We start from the raw sequence: 15,621 nt of genomic DNA, 5'->3' as shown, positions 1-15,621 counted from the left end.
ATGCGGGCGGACAGGGAACAGGTCGCCCGCCTGCTGCGCACGGCGCGCGGGCAGATCGACGGCATCCTCAAGATGGTGGAGGAGGACCGCTACTGCATCGACGTCTCCAACCAGATCATGGCGGCCGAGTCGATTCTGGGGCGCGCCAACCGGGAGGTGCTTCGCGCGCATCTTGAGGGGTGTGTGCGGGACGCGTGCGAAAACGGCGCGGCGGAGGAAAAGATCGAGGAGATCGCCGCGCTGCTCGACAAACTGGTGAGATGACAAAACCCCCGCCCCGGGTACCGGGGCGGGGGTTTTTCACCGCGGGAAACTCACTTCGCGCGGTCCTTTTCGGCGGTGAGCAGGAAGGAGAGGGGCAGCCCCCTCCCGTCGTAGGCGTCGGTCAGCCCAACGTCGTAATCGAACTCCCGCAGCTTTTCAACGCGCATCCCCGCCGCGCTGACCGCGCCGACGATGTCAGCCATCGTGTGTGAAAAGCTGGTGAAGGTTTTGGAGGCGTACCGCTCCGAAAGGTAACCCATCCCCTCGTTTTCGAGCCAGGGCTCCCGGCGGAAATAGGAGTAGGCGACCCGGTCGGGGCGCTCCGGGTCGAAGGCGGGCTCGCCGGGCATGGGCAGCATGTTCATGAAGGGGTGGAAATCGTGGAGCAGAAACCGGCCGCCCGGCTTCAGGCAGTCCGCCGCCTTTTGGAAGAGCGGTCCCAGGTCCCGAAACCAGGTGATCGCCCCGATGGTGAAGAAGACGAAGTCAAAGCCGCCGTGGAAGGTCTCCGGGATGTCGAGGATGTTGCAGGCGACGAACCGGCAGTTGCCGACGCCCGCCTTTTTCGCGGTTTCGGCCGCTTGCGCGAGGATGTTTTCCGCGATGTCGAAGCCGGTCCCGCTCGCCGCGCCGAGGCGCAGGAGGGAGAGCAGCTCGCGCCCGTTGTTGCAGCAGAACTGGGCGACCGCCCTGCCGCTCCAGTCGACGGCCTCCAGCTCCCTTGCCACGTCCGCGCAGAAGAAGGGAAGATGTTCGTCGAGCAGCCGTTCGTGGTTGTTCTCGCCCCAACCGGGCTTCCGGTGCTCGAACGCCTCCTCCCAGGCGGCCTTGTTATTCTGGATATAGTCCATGTCGGTTCCTCCGTGCTCGTGTGATTTTCTCAAGTCTATTCGCGCAGCGCGTTCAGCAGCGCGCGCACGTCGGGGAACTGCCAGGTCGGCTGCCAGCGGGAGGCGGGGATGTCCTCCGGCTTCGCCTCGCCGGTAAAGACGACAGCGGTGTCCACGCCGGCGTTGACGCCGCAGGCGATGTCGGTGTAGAGCCGGTCCCCGACCACGAGCGTTTCGTCGGGGGAGAAGCCGGCGGCCCCCAGGCAGAGGTCGACCATCACGCGGTTGGGCTTGCCGATGAAGAGGGGCTCGCGGCCCACCGCGCAGCCGATCATTTTGCAGATCGCGCCGCAGTCGGGCACCGCGCCGAACCCCACGGGGCAGCAGAGGTCGGGGTTGGTGGCCAGGTAGTCGACCGGACGGGTGAGGAGCAGCTCGCAGAGGAGCTCCACCTTGCGGTAGGTGAGCTCGCTGTCAAAGCCGACGACGGCGCAGGCGATGCCCGGCTCGAGCGTCTCGGTCACATCGACGCCCGCCGCACGCAGCTCCCCGGCGAAGGAGCGGGTGCCGAGCAGGAAGACCTTTTTCCCCGGGTAGTGGGCGCGCAGATGGATGGCCGCCGCGTAGGAGGCGGTGATGAAATTGCTTTCGTCGGTCTCGACCCCCATGCGGCGGAATTTTTCCATGTAGTCGCGGACGCCCTTGGTGGAATTGTTGGTGATGAAGATCGACTTGCCGCCGATCGAATCGATGTGGGAGAAGAGCTCGCGGCTTCCGTCGATCAGCGTTTCGTCGATGGCGACCGTTCCGTCGATGTCGAAGAGGAAGAGTTTCTTATCGGGAAGCATCTGTTACGCTCCTTAGGATATGGGTGTATTTTACAACTGTCCGAGTCCATTATACCGCAAATAGAAGAATTTGTATAGTGAATTCTCCACAAATCGCGATCCAAAAAAGCAAATAAAAATTCTACTTTTTTTGGAAAAACTTTTGGAGGACTCCCCAAAATTGCGGAGGGTTGGATGGCGCGAATTGACAAGGACAGAGATCGAAATTATAATTATTTACGTAAACGGCAACGGCATCATGGAAATTTTTCCACGATGCCTATTTTTCTGCCGGGTCGGCGGCCCTGTACAAAGAAAAACGGATGTGGTATGATGATTGTACAAAATAGGTTAATATTGTGATTAAAAATTATATAAATTGTCGAATATTGGAAATTACTTGTTTGTGTGTGGTCCTAACGGGACGTAACGACACGTCCCGACGGATAAATAAACAGAGAGAAAGAGGCGATGTTTTCATGGCGAGTGAGTCGAAACCGGTCCGCAGGGACGAAGGCAATGTCATCGCAAGGGTAGGTGCCTCCCTGACAAGATGGTCGATGAAGTACATGCCCGACCCGAGTATTTTCGCGGTCGTGCTGACCCTCATCGCGTTTGTCCTGGGCATTGTGGTCGCGCGGCAGACGCCGATGCAGATGGTCCAGAACTGGTACAAGGGTCTGTGGGAGCTGCTGGCCTTTGCAATGCAGATGTGCCTGATCATCATCACCGGCTCCGCGGTCGCGGAAGCGCCCATCGCGAAGAAGGGTATCCGCAAGCTGGCCGGGATCGCCAAGAGCGGCAAGCAGGCCGCCTGGCTGGTCACCTTCGTATCCGTCCTGGCTTCCTTCCTGCACTGGGGCCTCAGCCTCATCGTGGGCGCGCTGCTGGCCAAGGAGCTGGCCAAGGAGCTGCGCATCAAAAAGATTCCGTTTGAGTACGGCCTGATTGCGGCGGGCGCGTATGTCGGCCAGATGACCTGGCAGGGGATGCTCTCCTCCTCCATCGGCCTGCTCATCGCGACGCCGGGCCACTTCCTCGAGGACCAGATCGGCGTCATCCCGATTTCCCAGTACATGTTCAACCCGATGAACATCATCATTACGATCGCGCTGCTCGTGCTGCCGCCGATCTTTGCCGGCATGCTGCATCCCAAGGAGGAGCACGTGAGCCCGCTCGAAAAGACCGCGATCGAAATGATCGAGCTGGAGAGCGAAGCGGTCGACGAGATGCCCGAGAACCCCTCCGTGGGCGACCGTCTCAACCACAGCCGCATCCTGGCCTACGCGCTTGCGCTGATGGGCGTGGTGTATATCGTCTACCACTTCGCGACCAAGGGCTTTGACCTCGATATCAACATGGTCAACGCCATCTTCCTCTTCGCCGGCATCATCATGCACGGCAACATCGCGAACTACATCCGCGCCGTCAAAAACGGCATCGGCGGCGTCAGCGGCATCGTCTTCCAGTTCCCGCTCTACGCCGGCATCATGGGCATGATCAAGTACTCCGGCCTCGTCGACATCCTCGCGACCGGGCTCGTCTCGATCAGCACGCCCTTCACCTTCCCGCTGTGGACCTTCATCAGCGCCTCGATCGTCAACCTGTTCGTCCCCTCCGGCGGCGGCCAGTGGGCGGTTCAGGGCCCGATCGCGGTCCAGTCGGCGATGATGATGAACGCCGATATCATCAAGACCGCGCTGGCGGTCGGCTACGGCAACACCTGGACCAACATGTTCCAGCCGTTCTGGGCGATCGCGCTGCTCGGCGTCACCGGCCTGAAGGCGAAGGACATCATGGGCTACACCACCGCCATCATGCTGATGAGCGGGCTGATCTTCATCCTGGGCGTCCTCTTCCTGCCTGTTTGACGCCTCTGACTTGAAAGGGGGAACCTGCTGTTATGCCTTTTAATTTTAAGGAAACCACGGTCGCCGAGGTGCACCGCGCGATGCTGGCGGGGGAAGTGACCTGCCGCGAGCTCGTGGAGTACTACCTGGGGCGGATCGACGCGTATGACCGGAAGGGGCCCTGCCTCAACGCGATCATCCTCGTCAATCCCAAGGCGCTTGAGGAGGCCGACCGCCTCGACGCGGCGCTCAAGGAGAAGGGGCTGACCGGCCCGCTGCACGGCATCCCGGTCATCCTCAAGGACAACGTCGACACGGCGGATATGCCGACCACCGCGGGCTCGGAGAGCCTGCGCGGCTTTACGCCCGACGAGGACGCCTTCATCACCAGGCGCCTGCGGGAAGCGGGCGCGATCATCCTCGCAAAATCCAACCTGCACGAGTTTGCCATCTGGGGCGAGACGATCAGCTCGATCCTCGGCCAGACCCTCAACCCCTACGACCTGACCCGCACGCCGGGCGGCTCGTCGGGCGGCACGGGCGCGGCGATTGCCTCCGACTTCGGCATCCTCGGCATCGGCACCGATACGATCAACTCGATCCGCTCCCCCTCCTCCGCTTGCTCCCTCGTGGGCATCCGCCCCACCATCGGGCTGGTGAGCCGCAGCGGGGTCGTGCCCTATTCCTTCACGCAGGACACCGCCGGCCCCATCTGCCGTACGGTGGAGGACGCCGTGGCCGTACTCGACGTGATCGCGGGCTACGACAGGAAGGACGACGAGACCGCCTGGTGCGTCGATAAGCTCCAGCAGGGCAGCTACGCCGAATACCTCAAGAAGGACGGCATCCGCGGTAAGCGGATCGGCGTGCTCGAGAGCTTCTTCGGCAAGAAGGACGTGCACGAGGAGGTCAATCGCGTCGTGCGCGCGGCGATCGAGGTCCTGCGCGAGCAGGGCGCCGAGGTCGTCCCCATCACCGAGGAGATCGACTCCGGCTGGCTCACCTCGAGCGTCAGCGTCCATCTCTACGACCTTAAGGACCACCTCAACATCTACCTGAACGCCCTGCCTCCGCGCGCCCCCGTCCATTCGGTGGAGGAGGTCATGGCGTCGGGCAAGTTCCATCCCGGCATCAAGGAGAACCTGGAGAAGGCGATGCAGCTTTCGACCGGCACGCCGGAATACAACCAGCGGCTGATCCTGCGCGCGCAGACCCAGACCAAGGTCATGAAGCTGATGGCCGACTACGAGCTTGACGCGATGGTCTACCCGCACCAGCAGCAGCTCGTCTGCAAGACGGGCGGCAGCCAGCAGCAGCGCAACGGCGTGCTCTGCTCGGTGACCGGGTTCCCGTCGATCGCGGTGCCCGCCGGCTACAGCACGCCGGACGAGAACGCCCCCATCGGCGTGCCCGTCGGCATGGAGATCATCGGCCGCCCGTGGAGCGAGCCCACCCTCATCGAGATCGCTTACGGGTTCCAGCAGGCCGCGCCTTTGCGCAAATCCCCGCCGACGACTCCCGACCTTTAAGGATTAAATACAAAACGCCCCCGTACCCAGCGCGCCGGGTACGGGGGCGTTTTTATTCGTTACCGCAGCAGCGGCAGGCTGCCGGTGAGGCGGCTGACCTTTTTGGCGTCTCCGCAGATCGCCAGGCCGTAGTAGATGAACTCCTCCGGGGAGGCCGCGGCGGCCCCGCTGATGTATTCGTCGTAGACGCGGCACCGCTGCGCCACATCGGAAAAGTCGACGGTCAGCAGGCCGGAAAATTCCTCCGTGCAAAGCCGCTCGCGCAGGTCGTGGAGCAGCGCGCGGTCCCCCTTCAGGATGGGGATGGGGGAGCCGGTGATGCCGGTGTGGACCCGGCCGGCCGCGTCGGCCACGTCCGGGCCGACGATCTCGGGGAAGCGTTTGCCCAGCGTGATCCCGAGGATGGCCGCCGTGTTCGCGGCCACCCCCGCGGGCAGGGCCCCGTCGATCACCAGGACGCACTTTTGTCCGCTTTTGGACATACCGGCACATCTCCTTTCCCTGGATTCCGTTCCGAGAGGACCAGCCCCGCCAGCGTCAGCAGGACGCCCCCGGCCGCAAGGGGGGTGATCCGTTCCCGCAGGACGATCACCGAGGTCGCGACGGTGATGACCGGCACGCAGTAGATGTAGACGCTCGTCTTGACCGCGCCGAGCCGCCGGACCGCGAAGTTCCAGGTGACGAAGCAGAGGGCGGAGGCCCCCAGCCCGAGGTAGAGGATGTTGAAAAGGAGCGTGGGGCTCGCAAAGCGCGCGAAGCCCCAGTGGAAATCGGTGAACAGCAGGGCGGGGAGCATGAAGAGCAACCCGTAGAAAAAGACGCGGCGGGTAGCCTGGACGGTGGGGCAGCCGAACGCGGCGATGCGGCGGGTGAGGACCGCGTAGACCGCCCATACGAGGGCCGCGAGCAGGGCGAGCAGATCGCCGAGGGGGTTGAGGCGCAGGACGGCGGCCCCATTAAAGCTGATGAGCGCGATGCCCGCGAGCGCGACGGCAAAGCCGATGAAAAAGCCGCTCCGCAGCGGCTCGCCGTTCAGGAAGAAGTGGGCGAGCAGCGCGGTGAAGAAGGGCGCGACCGAAATGATGACGCCGACGTTGGAGGCGAGGGAGTAGGTCAGCGCGATGTTTTCCAGCAGGAAATAGAGGGTGACGCCCGTCAGCCCCGCAAAGAGGAAATACCGTTCCTGCTTCCAGCCGGTGGAGCGCAGGCGGCGGGGACAGATCACAAGCAGGGCGAGAAAGCCGATGCAGAAGCGAAAGAAGAGGATTTCAACGGGGGCGAAGTCGCGGAGCAACACCTTGGTCGAGATAAAGGTGGTGCCCCAGATCAGGATGGTCAGGGCTGCCGCGAGGTGGCCCTGGACGGTTTGCTTTGGCAAGATGGTTCCCTCATTTCTCACGGAAAATCTCCCGGTACTGACCGGGCGTCAGGCCGATGAAGCGCTTGAAGGCGTTGGTAAAGTGGCTCTGGTCGGTGAAGCCGCTGGACATGGCGGCTTCGATCGGCTGCGCGCCCCGTTCGAGCAGTTCCTTCGCCTTGTTGATGCGCACCGTCAGCAGGTACTGGTAGGGGGTGATGCCCCGCTCCCGCGTGAACGCCCGGAGCAGGACGAATTTATTCATGCCCGCCGCCTTTGCCAGCTCGTCGAGGGAGACCGGCTCGGCGTAGTGCGCGTCCACAAAGGCGCGTACCCGCTGGACACCGGCGTTTTCCGCCTCGGGACGGCCTGCGGCCGGCTGGGCGTAGCGGCCGACCACCCGCTCGATCAGGAAGAGGAACGCCTCCTCCTTGGCAAAGTCGGCGCTGCCCTCCATGATCAGCTCGTGGACCTCCCGCAGGAGCAGGGCCTCCTCCGCCTGGGGCGCGACCGGCTCGGAAAATTCGGGTAGCCGGCGGCTGCCGGTGATCTCCTCCATGACCGATTCCATCACCGCCTCGGGGATGTTGAGGCAGCGGAAATCGAGCGCCCGCTCGTCCACCTGCTCGCACTCGTGGTTTTCGCGCGGGTTTAAAAGCAGCATATCCCCCGATACGAGGATGTAGTCGCGGTTTTTGCAGGAGAGGTGGCGCTTGCCGCTCTCGATAAACCCCACCACGTAGTGGTCGTGGAAGTGGTTGGGAAATTTCTGCATCAGGCCCTGGAACTGGTAGGCCTCGATCTTCAGGTCGCTATCGTAACAGACGCGGCGCTCCTCCGCCATGGCGATCCCTCCCGGTTTCGGTCTGTCCCCTATCATAACACCCGGCGTGGGATTTGTCTTGTATCAAATTGACGGAATCCCCCGTTTCGGCGCAGGAAAAAAGCGGCACGCCGAAGGCGTGCCGCTTTTTCGCATCCGTTCAGTGGAGGGTGCCCCGCGAGCCCCAGGTGTCGAGATCGACCATCGCGAAGTAGACCTGCGGGGCCTCCAGGCCGAGCTGTTCCTTCAATAAGGCGTAGAGCGCCTCGATGTACGCCCTCTGCGCCTCGATGGGCAGGGGCTTCTGGAAGATCGTCTCCAGAAAGGCGCACTCGGCGATCTCGCCGCCCCGGTAGATTTCGCAGCCCGCGTCGATACGGATCATGGCGCGGTCGGCGGGCTTGCCGGGCAGGAGCCGCACGCAGTCCGCGATGCCGGCCGAGAGGGCGGCCTTCTGCGGCGGGGTAAGCGCCTTGGTGGTGCTGAAATGCAAAAAGGGCATGGTGAAGACTCCTTTCGCGGGATATTAAGGGGTGACTTCCGGCAGGAAGGAGGTCCCGGCCGGGAAATTGGGGATGTCAAAGCGGTCGGCGATCGTCGCGGCGATGTCCGCGAAGGTGCCGCGCACGTGCAGGTTCACGCCGCTTTTGAGCCGCGGGCCGTACACGAGCAGGGGGATGTATTCGCGGGTGTGGTCGGTCCCCTTGGTGGTAGGGTCGCAGCCGTGGTCGGCGGTGATGAGGAGGATGTCGTCCTCCCTGAGGAGCGCGAGGATTTCGGGGAGCTTTTCATCGAAATATTCGAGCGCCTCGGCATAGCCTTTGGCGTTGTTGCGGTGGCCGTAGAGCATGTCGAAGTCCACGAGGTTCACGAAGAGCAGCCCGTCGAAATCGCGTTCGAGGTATTTGAGAGTCGACGCGATCCCCTCCCGGTTGTTGCGGGTGTGGTCGACCTCGGTGATGCCCACGTTATTGAAGATGTCTTCGATCTTGCCGACCGCGATGACGTCGCGCCCGGTGTCCTTCAGGTACTCGAGGACGGTTTTGCCCGGCGGGTCGATCGAAAAGTCCTTGCGGTTTTCGGTGCGGGTGAAGCCGGTCTCGGGGGAGCCGACAAAGGGGCGGCAGATGATGCGGGAGACGGTGTCGTCCCCCATCAGCAGCTCGCGGGCGATGCGGCAGATTTCGTACTGCCGCTCAAGCGGGATGACCTGCTCGTGCATGGCGATCTGCATGAGGCTGTCCGCCGAGGTGTAGATGATCGGGCGGCCGGTGCGCATATGCTCCTCGCCGAGCACCTGGATGATCTCGGTGCCGGAGGCGAGGTAGTTGCCGATCACCCCTACGCCGATGCGCCTTTCCAATTCGTCGGTGATCCGCTTGGGGAAGCCGTCCAGAAAAATCTTGTTCGGCTTTTCCACGAGCAGGCCGCTCATCTCGAAGTGGCCGGTGGTGGTGTCCTTGGCGGGGGCGAACTCCCGGCACTTGCCATAGTTCGCGCGGGGGGCGTCCACCCCCTCAAGCCCGAGGTCGTCGATGTTATAGAGGCCGAGGGCGCGCAGGTTGGGGACGCGAAAGCCGCCCATGTTTTTTCCGCATACTCCTTGACGTGGCCGAGGGTGAAGACCCCCTCGTCGCCGAACGCGGCGGCGTCGGGCAGGGCGCCCACGCCCACGCTGTCAAGGACGATCAAAGTAACCCTGGACATAAAATCCTTCCTTTATGATAGATTGTGGCTCCCAACCGAGAGGGGGCGCAGATGGAACCGGCCATCCTGCCGGAGCTTGGTGGAGACGGAGCTGATCGTGAGGACCACGAGGGCCAGCACGTAGGGCAGCATCGAGATGATCGACGAGGGGATGCCGGTGCCGAGCAGCTCCACCCGGATGCCGATGGCGTCCGCGAAGCCGAAGAGCAGGGTGACGAGCGCCACGCCGATGGGGTTGGAGCCGCCGAAGACGACGGCGGTATAGGCGGTGAAGCCGCGCCCCGCCACCATGCCCTCCGAAAACTCCGAGAGGATGGTGGTGGAGAGGTAGGCCCCCGCGAGCCCGCAGAACGCCCCCGACAGGAGCACCACGCTCCAGCGGATGCGCGCGGGGGAGATGCCGGCAGATTTCGCCGCGCCCTCCGACTGCCCGAGGGCGGTCACCTTGAGGCCGTATTCCGTCCGCCGCAGCAGAAAGCGCATGACGAAGATGAGCGCGATCGTGAGCAGGACGACGTAGCTCTGGTTATTGAGGAACGCGTTGACGAGAGGGATGCCATCGAGGAAATCGAGGTGGAAGAGGGGGAGCTTCTGGATGTTCGAGAGGCGGTAGAGCCCCTGGGTATTGAAGACGGCCGCCATCAAAAAGGTGGTGAGCCCGCCGCTCAACAGGTTCATCGCGATGCTCGCGATGATGTGGTTGGCCCGAAAGCGCACGACCGCCAGTCCGAAGATCGCGCTGTAGAGGGCGGTGCCGGCGACGGCGCCCAGCATCCCGAGCCAGACGTTGCCGCCGCACTGGTCCACCACGGCCACGCAGATGAAGCAGCCCACGGTGATGAAGCCGTCGATGGCGAGGTTGGTGATGCCCGCCTTGTCGCAGAGCAGGCAGCCGAACGCCGCCAGCAGAAGTGGAGTGGCCACCCGCACGGCGGCGGCCCACACGCTCGCGTTAAACAGCATTTCCATGGGTCTTTCGCTCCTTCCTTCTGCGGATGAATTTGAAGCCGACGTCTGCGCTGATTGTGAGGATGATGATGGCCATGATGATCTCGGTGACGATCTGGGGCACGCTGGTGACCCGCTGCATGATGCTGCCGCCGTTCTTGAGCGCGCCGAAGAAGAAGCCCGACAGGATGACGCCGAGGGGGTTGTTGTTGGCGAGCAGCGCGACCACGATGCCGTCGAACCCGATGTCTGGGTTGAAGGCGGCGATCAGCTTGTGCTGCACCGCCGTGACCTCCATGGCCCCGATGACGCCGGCCACCGCGCCGCTGAGCGCCATGACCTTCAATATGATGCCGTTGGGCTTCATACCGCCGTAGCGGGCGAACTGCTGGTTGGTGCCCACGAGCTTGATCTCATACCCCAGCGTGGTTTTGAAGAAGAGGAAGGCGGCGATGAGCGCGACGATGACCGCCAGGTAGATGCCGACGCTCGCCGAGGAGGCGCCGAACGCCCCCAGCTTGGGCATCCAGAGAGCCTCGGGGAGGGTACGGCTCGCGTTCATCTGGGTGATCTTTTCCGGGTCGCGCATCACTTCGGCTGCCATGAACTCGGTCAGCAGCTGGCCGACGAAGTTGAGCAGCAGGGTGGTGACGACCATGTCGGTGCCGAAATAGACCTTCATGAGCGCCGGGATGAGCGCGAAGAGCGCGCCCGCCGCCGCCCCGGCGAGAAAGACGGGCAAAAGCCCCAGCCTGCCGGTCGTCTCCGGCAGGGCCAGCGCGATCCAGGTGGAGGCGATCGCCCCCAGGTAGATCTGCCCGTCCACGCCGAGGTTGAAGACCTCGGCCTTGAAGGGGATGCAGACCGCGACCCCCGCCAGGATGAGGGGGGTGGCCCAGCGGATGGTACCGGCCAGGTCGCGGGTGAAGGCGCGCCCCAGCCCCTGGAGCACGGCGGCGGGGTCGTAGCCGGAGACGGCGAGGAAGATCATGACGATCACGATTGCGACCAGCATCATCGCCACCTGGCGGCCGACCGCTTTGCCCGCGCCGCGTATGCGCTTGGCCCAAAGACTATTCTTCATCGCGCACCTCCCGGCGTTTCGCGCCCAGCATGTATTCGCCGATCTCATATTCGTCCGCCTCGCCGCGCAGGAACTGCCCCACAAGCTCCCCCTCGTACATGACGACGATCCGGTCGGAGAGGGCGAGGATCTCGTCGAGCTCGGCGGAGATGAGCAGGATGCCCCTGCCCTCGTCGCGCAGCTCGCCCAGCTTGCCGTGGATGTATTCGATCGCGCCGATGTCCACGCCTCGCGTGGGCTGCGCCGCGATCAGCAGCTCGGGCGACGATTCGAACTCCCGCGCGAAGACGACCTTCTGCATGTTGCCGCCCGACAGGGTGGAGAGTGGATAGGTCGCGTCGGGGGTTTTGACGAGGAAGCTTTTGCAGAGCTCCTCGGAAAAGCGGGAGATCTTCGCGTGGGAAAAGACGCCGCGCTTTGAGTAGGGCGGGGTGTAATAGCGGTTGAGGATGAGGTTTTCGCTGATCGTGCAGCTCTTGGAGACGCCCGTTTTGAGGCGGTCCTCCGGCACGTGCCCGATCCCCTTCTGCCGCCTGCGGCGGATGGAGTCCCGGCCGATCTCGCGGCCGCAGAGGCGGACGCTGCCCGCCTCAAGGGGGATCATGCCCGCGATCGCCTCCGCGAGGTCGGACTGGCCGTTGCCCTCGACCCCCGCCACGCCGACGATCTCGCCGCGCCGCACCGAAAGAAACACGTCGTGCAGCGGCATCCGCCCGGGCCGGGGCGCGGTGCGCACCTCCCGGAGCTCGAGCACCTTTTCACCGGGCGAAAAGGGCTTCATCGGGACCTCGGTGGCGACCTCGCGCCCGACGATCAGTTCGGAGAGCCTGCGCACGTTCATTTCGGAGGTCTCGCCCGCGCCGGTGACGACCCCCTTGCGCATGATCGTGACCCGGTCGGTGACGGCCAAGACCTCCTTGAGCTTGTGGGTGATGAAGACGATCGTGCAGCCCTGCTCCCGGAGCTTTCGCATGATGTTCAAAAGCCCGTCCGTCTCGGCGGGGGTCAGCACTGCGGTGGGCTCGTCGAGGATGAGGATTTTCACCTGCCGGTAGAGCGCCTTGAGGATTTCGACCCGCTGCTTTTCGCCCACCGAGATCTGGCTGATCTTCGCGCCAAGGTCCACCTTGAGGCTGTAGCGGTCCATAATTTCGGTGATCTCCCGGGCGGCGCGCGCCTCGTCGATCGAAAGCCCCCTGCGCGGGGTGCGCCCGAGGATGATGTTGCGCAGCACCGTCTCGTCGGGCATCAGCATGAAGTGCTGGTGCACCATGCCGATGCCGCGGCGGATGGCGTCCATCGGGGAGGAGATTTCACACTCCTGCCCGAAAATTTTGATGGTCCCCTCGTCCGGCTTCACCATGCCGTAGAGGATGCTCATGATGGTGGATTTGCCCGCGCCGTTTTCCCCGATCAGGCCGTGGATCTCGCCCTGCCCGATGCGGATGGAGACGTCGTCGTTGGCGATGACGCCGGGGTAGCGCTTGGTGATGTGGAGAAGCTCGATTGCAGAGGGCATGGACCTTACCTCCCGAACTCGCCCCGCTCATCCCACTCCTTCAGGATTTTGAGTGCCTCGGATGCAGCCAGGCAGGCTTTTTCCTCGCCGTTGTTGTAGGCAAAATTGTTGTTCTTGCGCGCCGCGACCACCGAAAGGACCGCCGCGATGCGCATGCCGTGCAGATAGCCGATGATAAACTGGCCGGCCGTGTCCATCTCGAGCACCTTGACGCCCTGCTGCTCGATGTCGGGCATGATGTCCTTCGCCCAGGAGGGCCAGTAGCTGTCCGGCTCGTCGCCGAGCGGGCGGCCCTGCCCGAGGTAGAAGGAGCCCGCGGTGTATTCGAGCGCGAGCCCGTAGCGGAAGCCGAGCCGCTCGCACGCCTCCGCCAGCGCCATGACCATGACGGGATCGGCGAAGGAGGGGAATTCGGGGTCGATGTAGCACTCGGAGGAGCCGTCCCGGGCGATGCACGCCACCGGGATGAGCAGGTCGCCGTTTTCAAAATTGGGGTCGATGCAGCCGGTGGTGCCCACGCGCAGAACGGTGTGCACGCCGGATTTTTTCAGTTCGTTTAAGCAGATCTCCGCGCTGAGCGCACCGATGCCGGTGGAGGTGGTGCCCTGCTCCATGCCCTGGTAGACGCCGCGTTTGGAGATGTAGTGGCGGCTGTGGGCCACATCCCGCACGTTTTCCCAGTTGGCGGCGATCTTTGCGGTGCGCTCGGGAGAACCGGGAATGATCACATAGCCGGGCATGTCGCCCTCCCGCAGGTGCAGGTAGTAGGATCTCCCGTCCTCCGTCTTCGGGTCGAGTATCTGGTCAAGTTTTTTCATAGTCGGTCCCCTTTCCTGTTTCTCGGTTCCGCCTCAGGCGTAGAGCGTGCGGATGGTTTTTTCGGTGTCCGTCTCCCGCAGGATGCGGATCGCCTCGCTAGCGATGCGGCAGGCCTTCTCCTCGCCGCCGTTGTCGCCCCAGGCTCCGGTGACGCGGTTCGCGTTCACAGCCAGCACCGCGCCCATGCGCATCTTGTGCAGGTAGCCCATGACCAGCTCGCCGGCCGTTTCGTTGTCGATCGCCACGATCTTCGCGTTGCGCAGACGGTCGACGATGTTCGCAGCCTCGGGCGGGAAGAAGCTCTCCTCGTCCCCGTCGAGCGGGCGGCCCTGGCCGACGTAGTAGGAGCTGATCGAGCAGACCACGCCCATCGTGTAGCGGTAGCCGAGCCGGCGGCAGGCCTCGATGAGGGCCTTTACGACGCGGGGATCGGCGAAGGCGGGAAATTCGGGCTTTACGTAGTGGGTCACGGCGCCGCCCTTCCGCATGCAGGCGGCGGGGATGATGATGTCGCCAAGGTCGAGGTCGGTGCGGATCGCTTCGGCGCAGCCTACCTTGACGCAGGTGTGCACGCCCACCTTCTTGAGCTCGTTGAGGCAGATTTCCGCCGGCTGGCAGCCGATGCCGGTGGAGGTCATCGCCATGTCGAAGCCCTCGTAAACGCCCGTCACGGTGCGGTATTCGCGGTTGTAAGCGATCTCCTTCGTATCCTGCCAGACGGCGGAGATGTGTTCGGTCGCGGCCTGGTCGCCGGGCAGGACGACGTAAGGGGGGACGTCCCCCTTGGCGAGACGCAGGTGGTAGACCTTTCCGTCGACGGTCGGCGCGGTTGCCTTGCTAGCCTGATTTGCCATAACAGTTTACCTCCCGGAAAATTTGATGCGGACGGCGGGGCCGCCCCGTTTTTTTGAAAGCGGCCCTGCGCCGCGCTCGAACGCGGCGCAGGGCCCGCCGGGGGATGCCTATTCAGCCGCGATGCGGTTCCAGTCGGGCGCGATGGGGTCGAACTCGACCACAAGCTCGCCCGCCTTGATCTTCGCCTCGATCTCCTTGCCCTTGGCGATGGCGTCCTTGAAAGCCGCGGCGTATTCCGCGTTGTCGGTACGCTCGGGGAAGGAGTCGTACGCCTCCCAATAGAGGTAGTAGCCGTCGTTGGTGATGTCGCGGATGCCCTGCTGCCCGCCGGGGAAGTTCCCGTCGACGACCGCCTGAATCGCGTCGTAGACGGCGGTGCCGTAGTTCATCTTGATCGTACCGACGAAGTTTTTGCTTGCGTCGGTGTAGTCCATGATGCAGCTCATGACGAAGACGTCCTTGCCGGTCTCGTTCACCGCCTCGATGATGCCCGCGTCGGGGGCGGCGCAGTCGCCCTGGATGACGTCGCAGCCCTTGTCGATCATGGCGAGCGCGACCTCCTTGGCCTTGGCGCTGTCCTCATAGCTGGCATAGGCAAATTCCACCACCGCGTCGGGGTTGGCGTCGCGCACGCCGCGCATGAAGCCGTTGCCCTCGGCGTTCGGGCCGGGCTCCTCGCCGCCGACGATGAAGCCCACGCGGTTGGTCTTGGTGGCCAGCCCCGCGATGTAGCCGTCGACATAAAAGGTGGTCTGGCCGCGGAAGACGGCGTCCCACAGGTTGGCGACCGGCTCCTCGGGGGTGTTGATCTCCTGGAAGATGGCGGCGTACTTGGTGTCGGGGAACTCCTGTGCCACCAGCTTGGTCGCGTCGGACATGTAGCCGAAGGTGGTGATCACGAGGTCGTAGCCCTCCTGCGACATGCTGCGGATGTCCTCCTCAAAGGAGGCGGGGGAGGATTCGATCTTTTTGAACTCCACGCCCAGCTCGACGGCGGCGCGTTCGCCCGCGGCGGCCATGTCGTCCATGGGGCCGTTGTCGCCGAACTTCTGGTTGCCGATGAGTACGACGCGCACGGCGTCCCCGCCGTCCGCCGCGGGAGCGGCGGAATCCGCCGGGGCTGCTTCACCGGCGGGCTTGCCGCCGCAGGCCGCCAGCAGCGTCAGGATGAGGCAGAGGCTTAAAACGGTAGAGATGAGCTTTTTCATA

At 63.8% G+C, this 15,621-nt stretch carries 15 protein-coding genes and 1 pseudogene; 3 read left to right on the top strand and 13 right to left on the bottom strand.

Features of this window, described 5'->3' with window-relative positions; all coding sequences use genetic code 11:
• The gene (locus tag NE609_RS02515) at positions 1–264 is read left to right on the top strand and encodes a metal-sensing transcriptional repressor (protein ID WP_101552251.1); all 264 of its coding nucleotides are present in this window, start codon (positions 1–3) and stop codon (positions 262–264) included.
• Positions 265–314: 50 nt separating this feature from the next.
• On the opposite strand, the gene NE609_RS02510 is transcribed toward NE609_RS02515, so the two are convergent.
• Together NE609_RS02510 and NE609_RS02505 are read right to left on the bottom strand one after the other, a co-directional pair.
• Positions 315–1,115 carry a class I SAM-dependent methyltransferase gene (locus NE609_RS02510; RefSeq protein WP_256151594.1) on the bottom strand — a complete coding sequence of 267 codons (801 nt, stop codon included), beginning with the start codon at positions 1,113–1,115 and terminating at the stop codon, positions 315–317.
• Between the two features lie 35 nt (positions 1,116–1,150).
• Positions 1,151–1,942, bottom strand: a complete 792-nt coding sequence (locus NE609_RS02505; protein WP_256151593.1) for an HAD-IIA family hydrolase — start codon at positions 1,940–1,942, stop codon at positions 1,151–1,153.
• A 458-nt stretch (positions 1,943–2,400) separates the two neighbouring features.
• Between NE609_RS02505 and NE609_RS02500 the strand changes: the two genes are divergently transcribed.
• Entirely contained in the window at positions 2,401–3,792 is a 1,392-nt protein-coding gene (locus tag NE609_RS02500; RefSeq protein ID WP_121586080.1) for a short-chain fatty acid transporter, read from the top strand.
• Between the two features lie 32 nt (positions 3,793–3,824).
• Positions 3,825–5,300, top strand: a complete 1,476-nt coding sequence (locus tag NE609_RS02495; protein ID WP_256151592.1) for an amidase family protein — start codon at positions 3,825–3,827, stop codon at positions 5,298–5,300.
• A 59-nt stretch (positions 5,301–5,359) separates the two neighbouring features.
• Here NE609_RS02495 and NE609_RS02490 read toward each other — a convergent pair whose 3' ends face one another.
• The 11 genes and pseudogenes from NE609_RS02490 to NE609_RS02440 all read right to left on the bottom strand — a co-directional run bounded on the left by NE609_RS02490 (position 5,360) and on the right by NE609_RS02440 (position 15,620).
• The gene (locus tag NE609_RS02490) at positions 5,360–5,782 is read right to left on the bottom strand and encodes a DUF2000 domain-containing protein (protein ID WP_256151591.1); all 423 of its coding nucleotides are present in this window, start codon (positions 5,780–5,782) and stop codon (positions 5,360–5,362) included.
• Positions 5,749–6,681, bottom strand: coding sequence for a DMT family transporter (locus NE609_RS02485; RefSeq protein WP_256151605.1), 933 nt, complete (start codon positions 6,679–6,681; stop codon positions 5,749–5,751). Before NE609_RS02485 ends, NE609_RS02490 begins: the two co-directional genes overlap by 34 nt.
• 7 nt (positions 6,682–6,688) lie before the next feature.
• Positions 6,689–7,501, bottom strand: a complete 813-nt coding sequence (locus tag NE609_RS02480; protein WP_256151590.1) for an AraC family transcriptional regulator — start codon at positions 7,499–7,501, stop codon at positions 6,689–6,691.
• Positions 7,502–7,640: 139 nt separating this feature from the next.
• Complete coding sequence (locus NE609_RS02475; RefSeq protein ID WP_256151589.1) at positions 7,641–7,982, bottom strand: phenylpyruvate tautomerase MIF-related protein; 342 nt, start codon at positions 7,980–7,982, stop codon at positions 7,641–7,643.
• A gap of 24 nt (positions 7,983–8,006) precedes the next feature.
• Positions 8,007–9,187 (bottom strand): annotated as a pseudogene (locus NE609_RS02470) (phosphopentomutase).
• A gap of 12 nt (positions 9,188–9,199) precedes the next feature.
• Positions 9,200–10,156 (bottom strand): ABC transporter permease, encoded by a 957-nt coding sequence (locus tag NE609_RS02465; RefSeq protein ID WP_121586074.1) that lies wholly within the window; start codon positions 10,154–10,156, stop codon positions 9,200–9,202.
• Complete coding sequence (locus NE609_RS02460; protein ID WP_158595549.1) at positions 10,140–11,219, bottom strand: ABC transporter permease; 1,080 nt, start codon at positions 11,217–11,219, stop codon at positions 10,140–10,142. The genes NE609_RS02465 and NE609_RS02460 overlap by 17 nt, the downstream gene beginning before the upstream one ends.
• Entirely contained in the window at positions 11,209–12,738 is a 1,530-nt protein-coding gene (locus tag NE609_RS02455) for an ABC transporter ATP-binding protein (protein ID WP_121586073.1), read from the bottom strand. Before NE609_RS02455 ends, NE609_RS02460 begins: the two co-directional genes overlap by 11 nt.
• A gap of 5 nt (positions 12,739–12,743) precedes the next feature.
• Positions 12,744–13,556, bottom strand: coding sequence for a nucleoside phosphorylase (locus NE609_RS02450; RefSeq protein ID WP_101552227.1), 813 nt, complete (start codon positions 13,554–13,556; stop codon positions 12,744–12,746).
• Positions 13,557–13,589: 33 nt separating this feature from the next.
• Positions 13,590–14,411 (bottom strand): nucleoside phosphorylase, encoded by an 822-nt coding sequence (locus NE609_RS02445; RefSeq protein WP_256151588.1) that lies wholly within the window; start codon positions 14,409–14,411, stop codon positions 13,590–13,592.
• Between the two features lie 108 nt (positions 14,412–14,519).
• A complete protein-coding gene (locus NE609_RS02440; protein ID WP_256151587.1) occupies positions 14,520–15,620 on the bottom strand; it encodes a BMP family ABC transporter substrate-binding protein in 1,101 nt (366 codons plus the stop codon).
• Position 15,621: the final 1 nt, after the last annotated feature.

The organism is Anaerotruncus sp. DFI.9.16, assembly GCF_024461615.1.
In the GTDB taxonomy this organism is placed as follows: Bacteria; Bacillota; Clostridia; order Oscillospirales; family Ruminococcaceae; genus Anaerotruncus; species Anaerotruncus massiliensis.
The sequence above is the reverse complement of the archived record's forward strand: the minus strand, read 5'-3'. Positions and strand labels throughout refer to the sequence as shown.

What these genes read in the sequence shown, in the direction of transcription:
- NE609_RS02515 (WP_101552251.1), top strand. Translation starts at nt 1, where the DNA reads ATGCGGGCGGACAGGGAACAGGTCGCCCGCCTGCTGCGCACGGCGCGC.
- NE609_RS02510 (WP_256151594.1), bottom strand. Translation starts at nt 1,115, where the DNA reads ATGGACTATATCCAGAATAACAAGGCCGCCTGGGAGGAGGCGTTCGAG.
- NE609_RS02505 (WP_256151593.1), bottom strand. Translation starts at nt 1,942, where the DNA reads ATGCTTCCCGATAAGAAACTCTTCCTCTTCGACATCGACGGAACGGTC.
- NE609_RS02500 (WP_121586080.1), top strand. Translation starts at nt 2,401, where the DNA reads ATGGCGAGTGAGTCGAAACCGGTCCGCAGGGACGAAGGCAATGTCATC.
- NE609_RS02495 (WP_256151592.1), top strand. Translation starts at nt 3,825, where the DNA reads ATGCCTTTTAATTTTAAGGAAACCACGGTCGCCGAGGTGCACCGCGCG.
- NE609_RS02490 (WP_256151591.1), bottom strand. Translation starts at nt 5,782, where the DNA reads ATGTCCAAAAGCGGACAAAAGTGCGTCCTGGTGATCGACGGGGCCCTG.
- NE609_RS02480 (WP_256151590.1), bottom strand. Translation starts at nt 7,501, where the DNA reads ATGGCGGAGGAGCGCCGCGTCTGTTACGATAGCGACCTGAAGATCGAG.
- NE609_RS02475 (WP_256151589.1), bottom strand. Translation starts at nt 7,982, where the DNA reads ATGCCCTTTTTGCATTTCAGCACCACCAAGGCGCTTACCCCGCCGCAG.
- NE609_RS02465 (WP_121586074.1), bottom strand. Translation starts at nt 10,156, where the DNA reads ATGGAAATGCTGTTTAACGCGAGCGTGTGGGCCGCCGCCGTGCGGGTG.
- NE609_RS02460 (WP_158595549.1), bottom strand. Translation starts at nt 11,219, where the DNA reads ATGAAGAATAGTCTTTGGGCCAAGCGCATACGCGGCGCGGGCAAAGCG.
- NE609_RS02455 (WP_121586073.1), bottom strand. Translation starts at nt 12,738, where the DNA reads ATGCCCTCTGCAATCGAGCTTCTCCACATCACCAAGCGCTACCCCGGC.
- NE609_RS02450 (WP_101552227.1), bottom strand. Translation starts at nt 13,556, where the DNA reads ATGAAAAAACTTGACCAGATACTCGACCCGAAGACGGAGGACGGGAGA.
- NE609_RS02445 (WP_256151588.1), bottom strand. Translation starts at nt 14,411, where the DNA reads ATGGCAAATCAGGCTAGCAAGGCAACCGCGCCGACCGTCGACGGAAAG.
- NE609_RS02440 (WP_256151587.1), bottom strand. Translation starts at nt 15,620, where the DNA reads ATGAAAAAGCTCATCTCTACCGTTTTAAGCCTCTGCCTCATCCTGACG.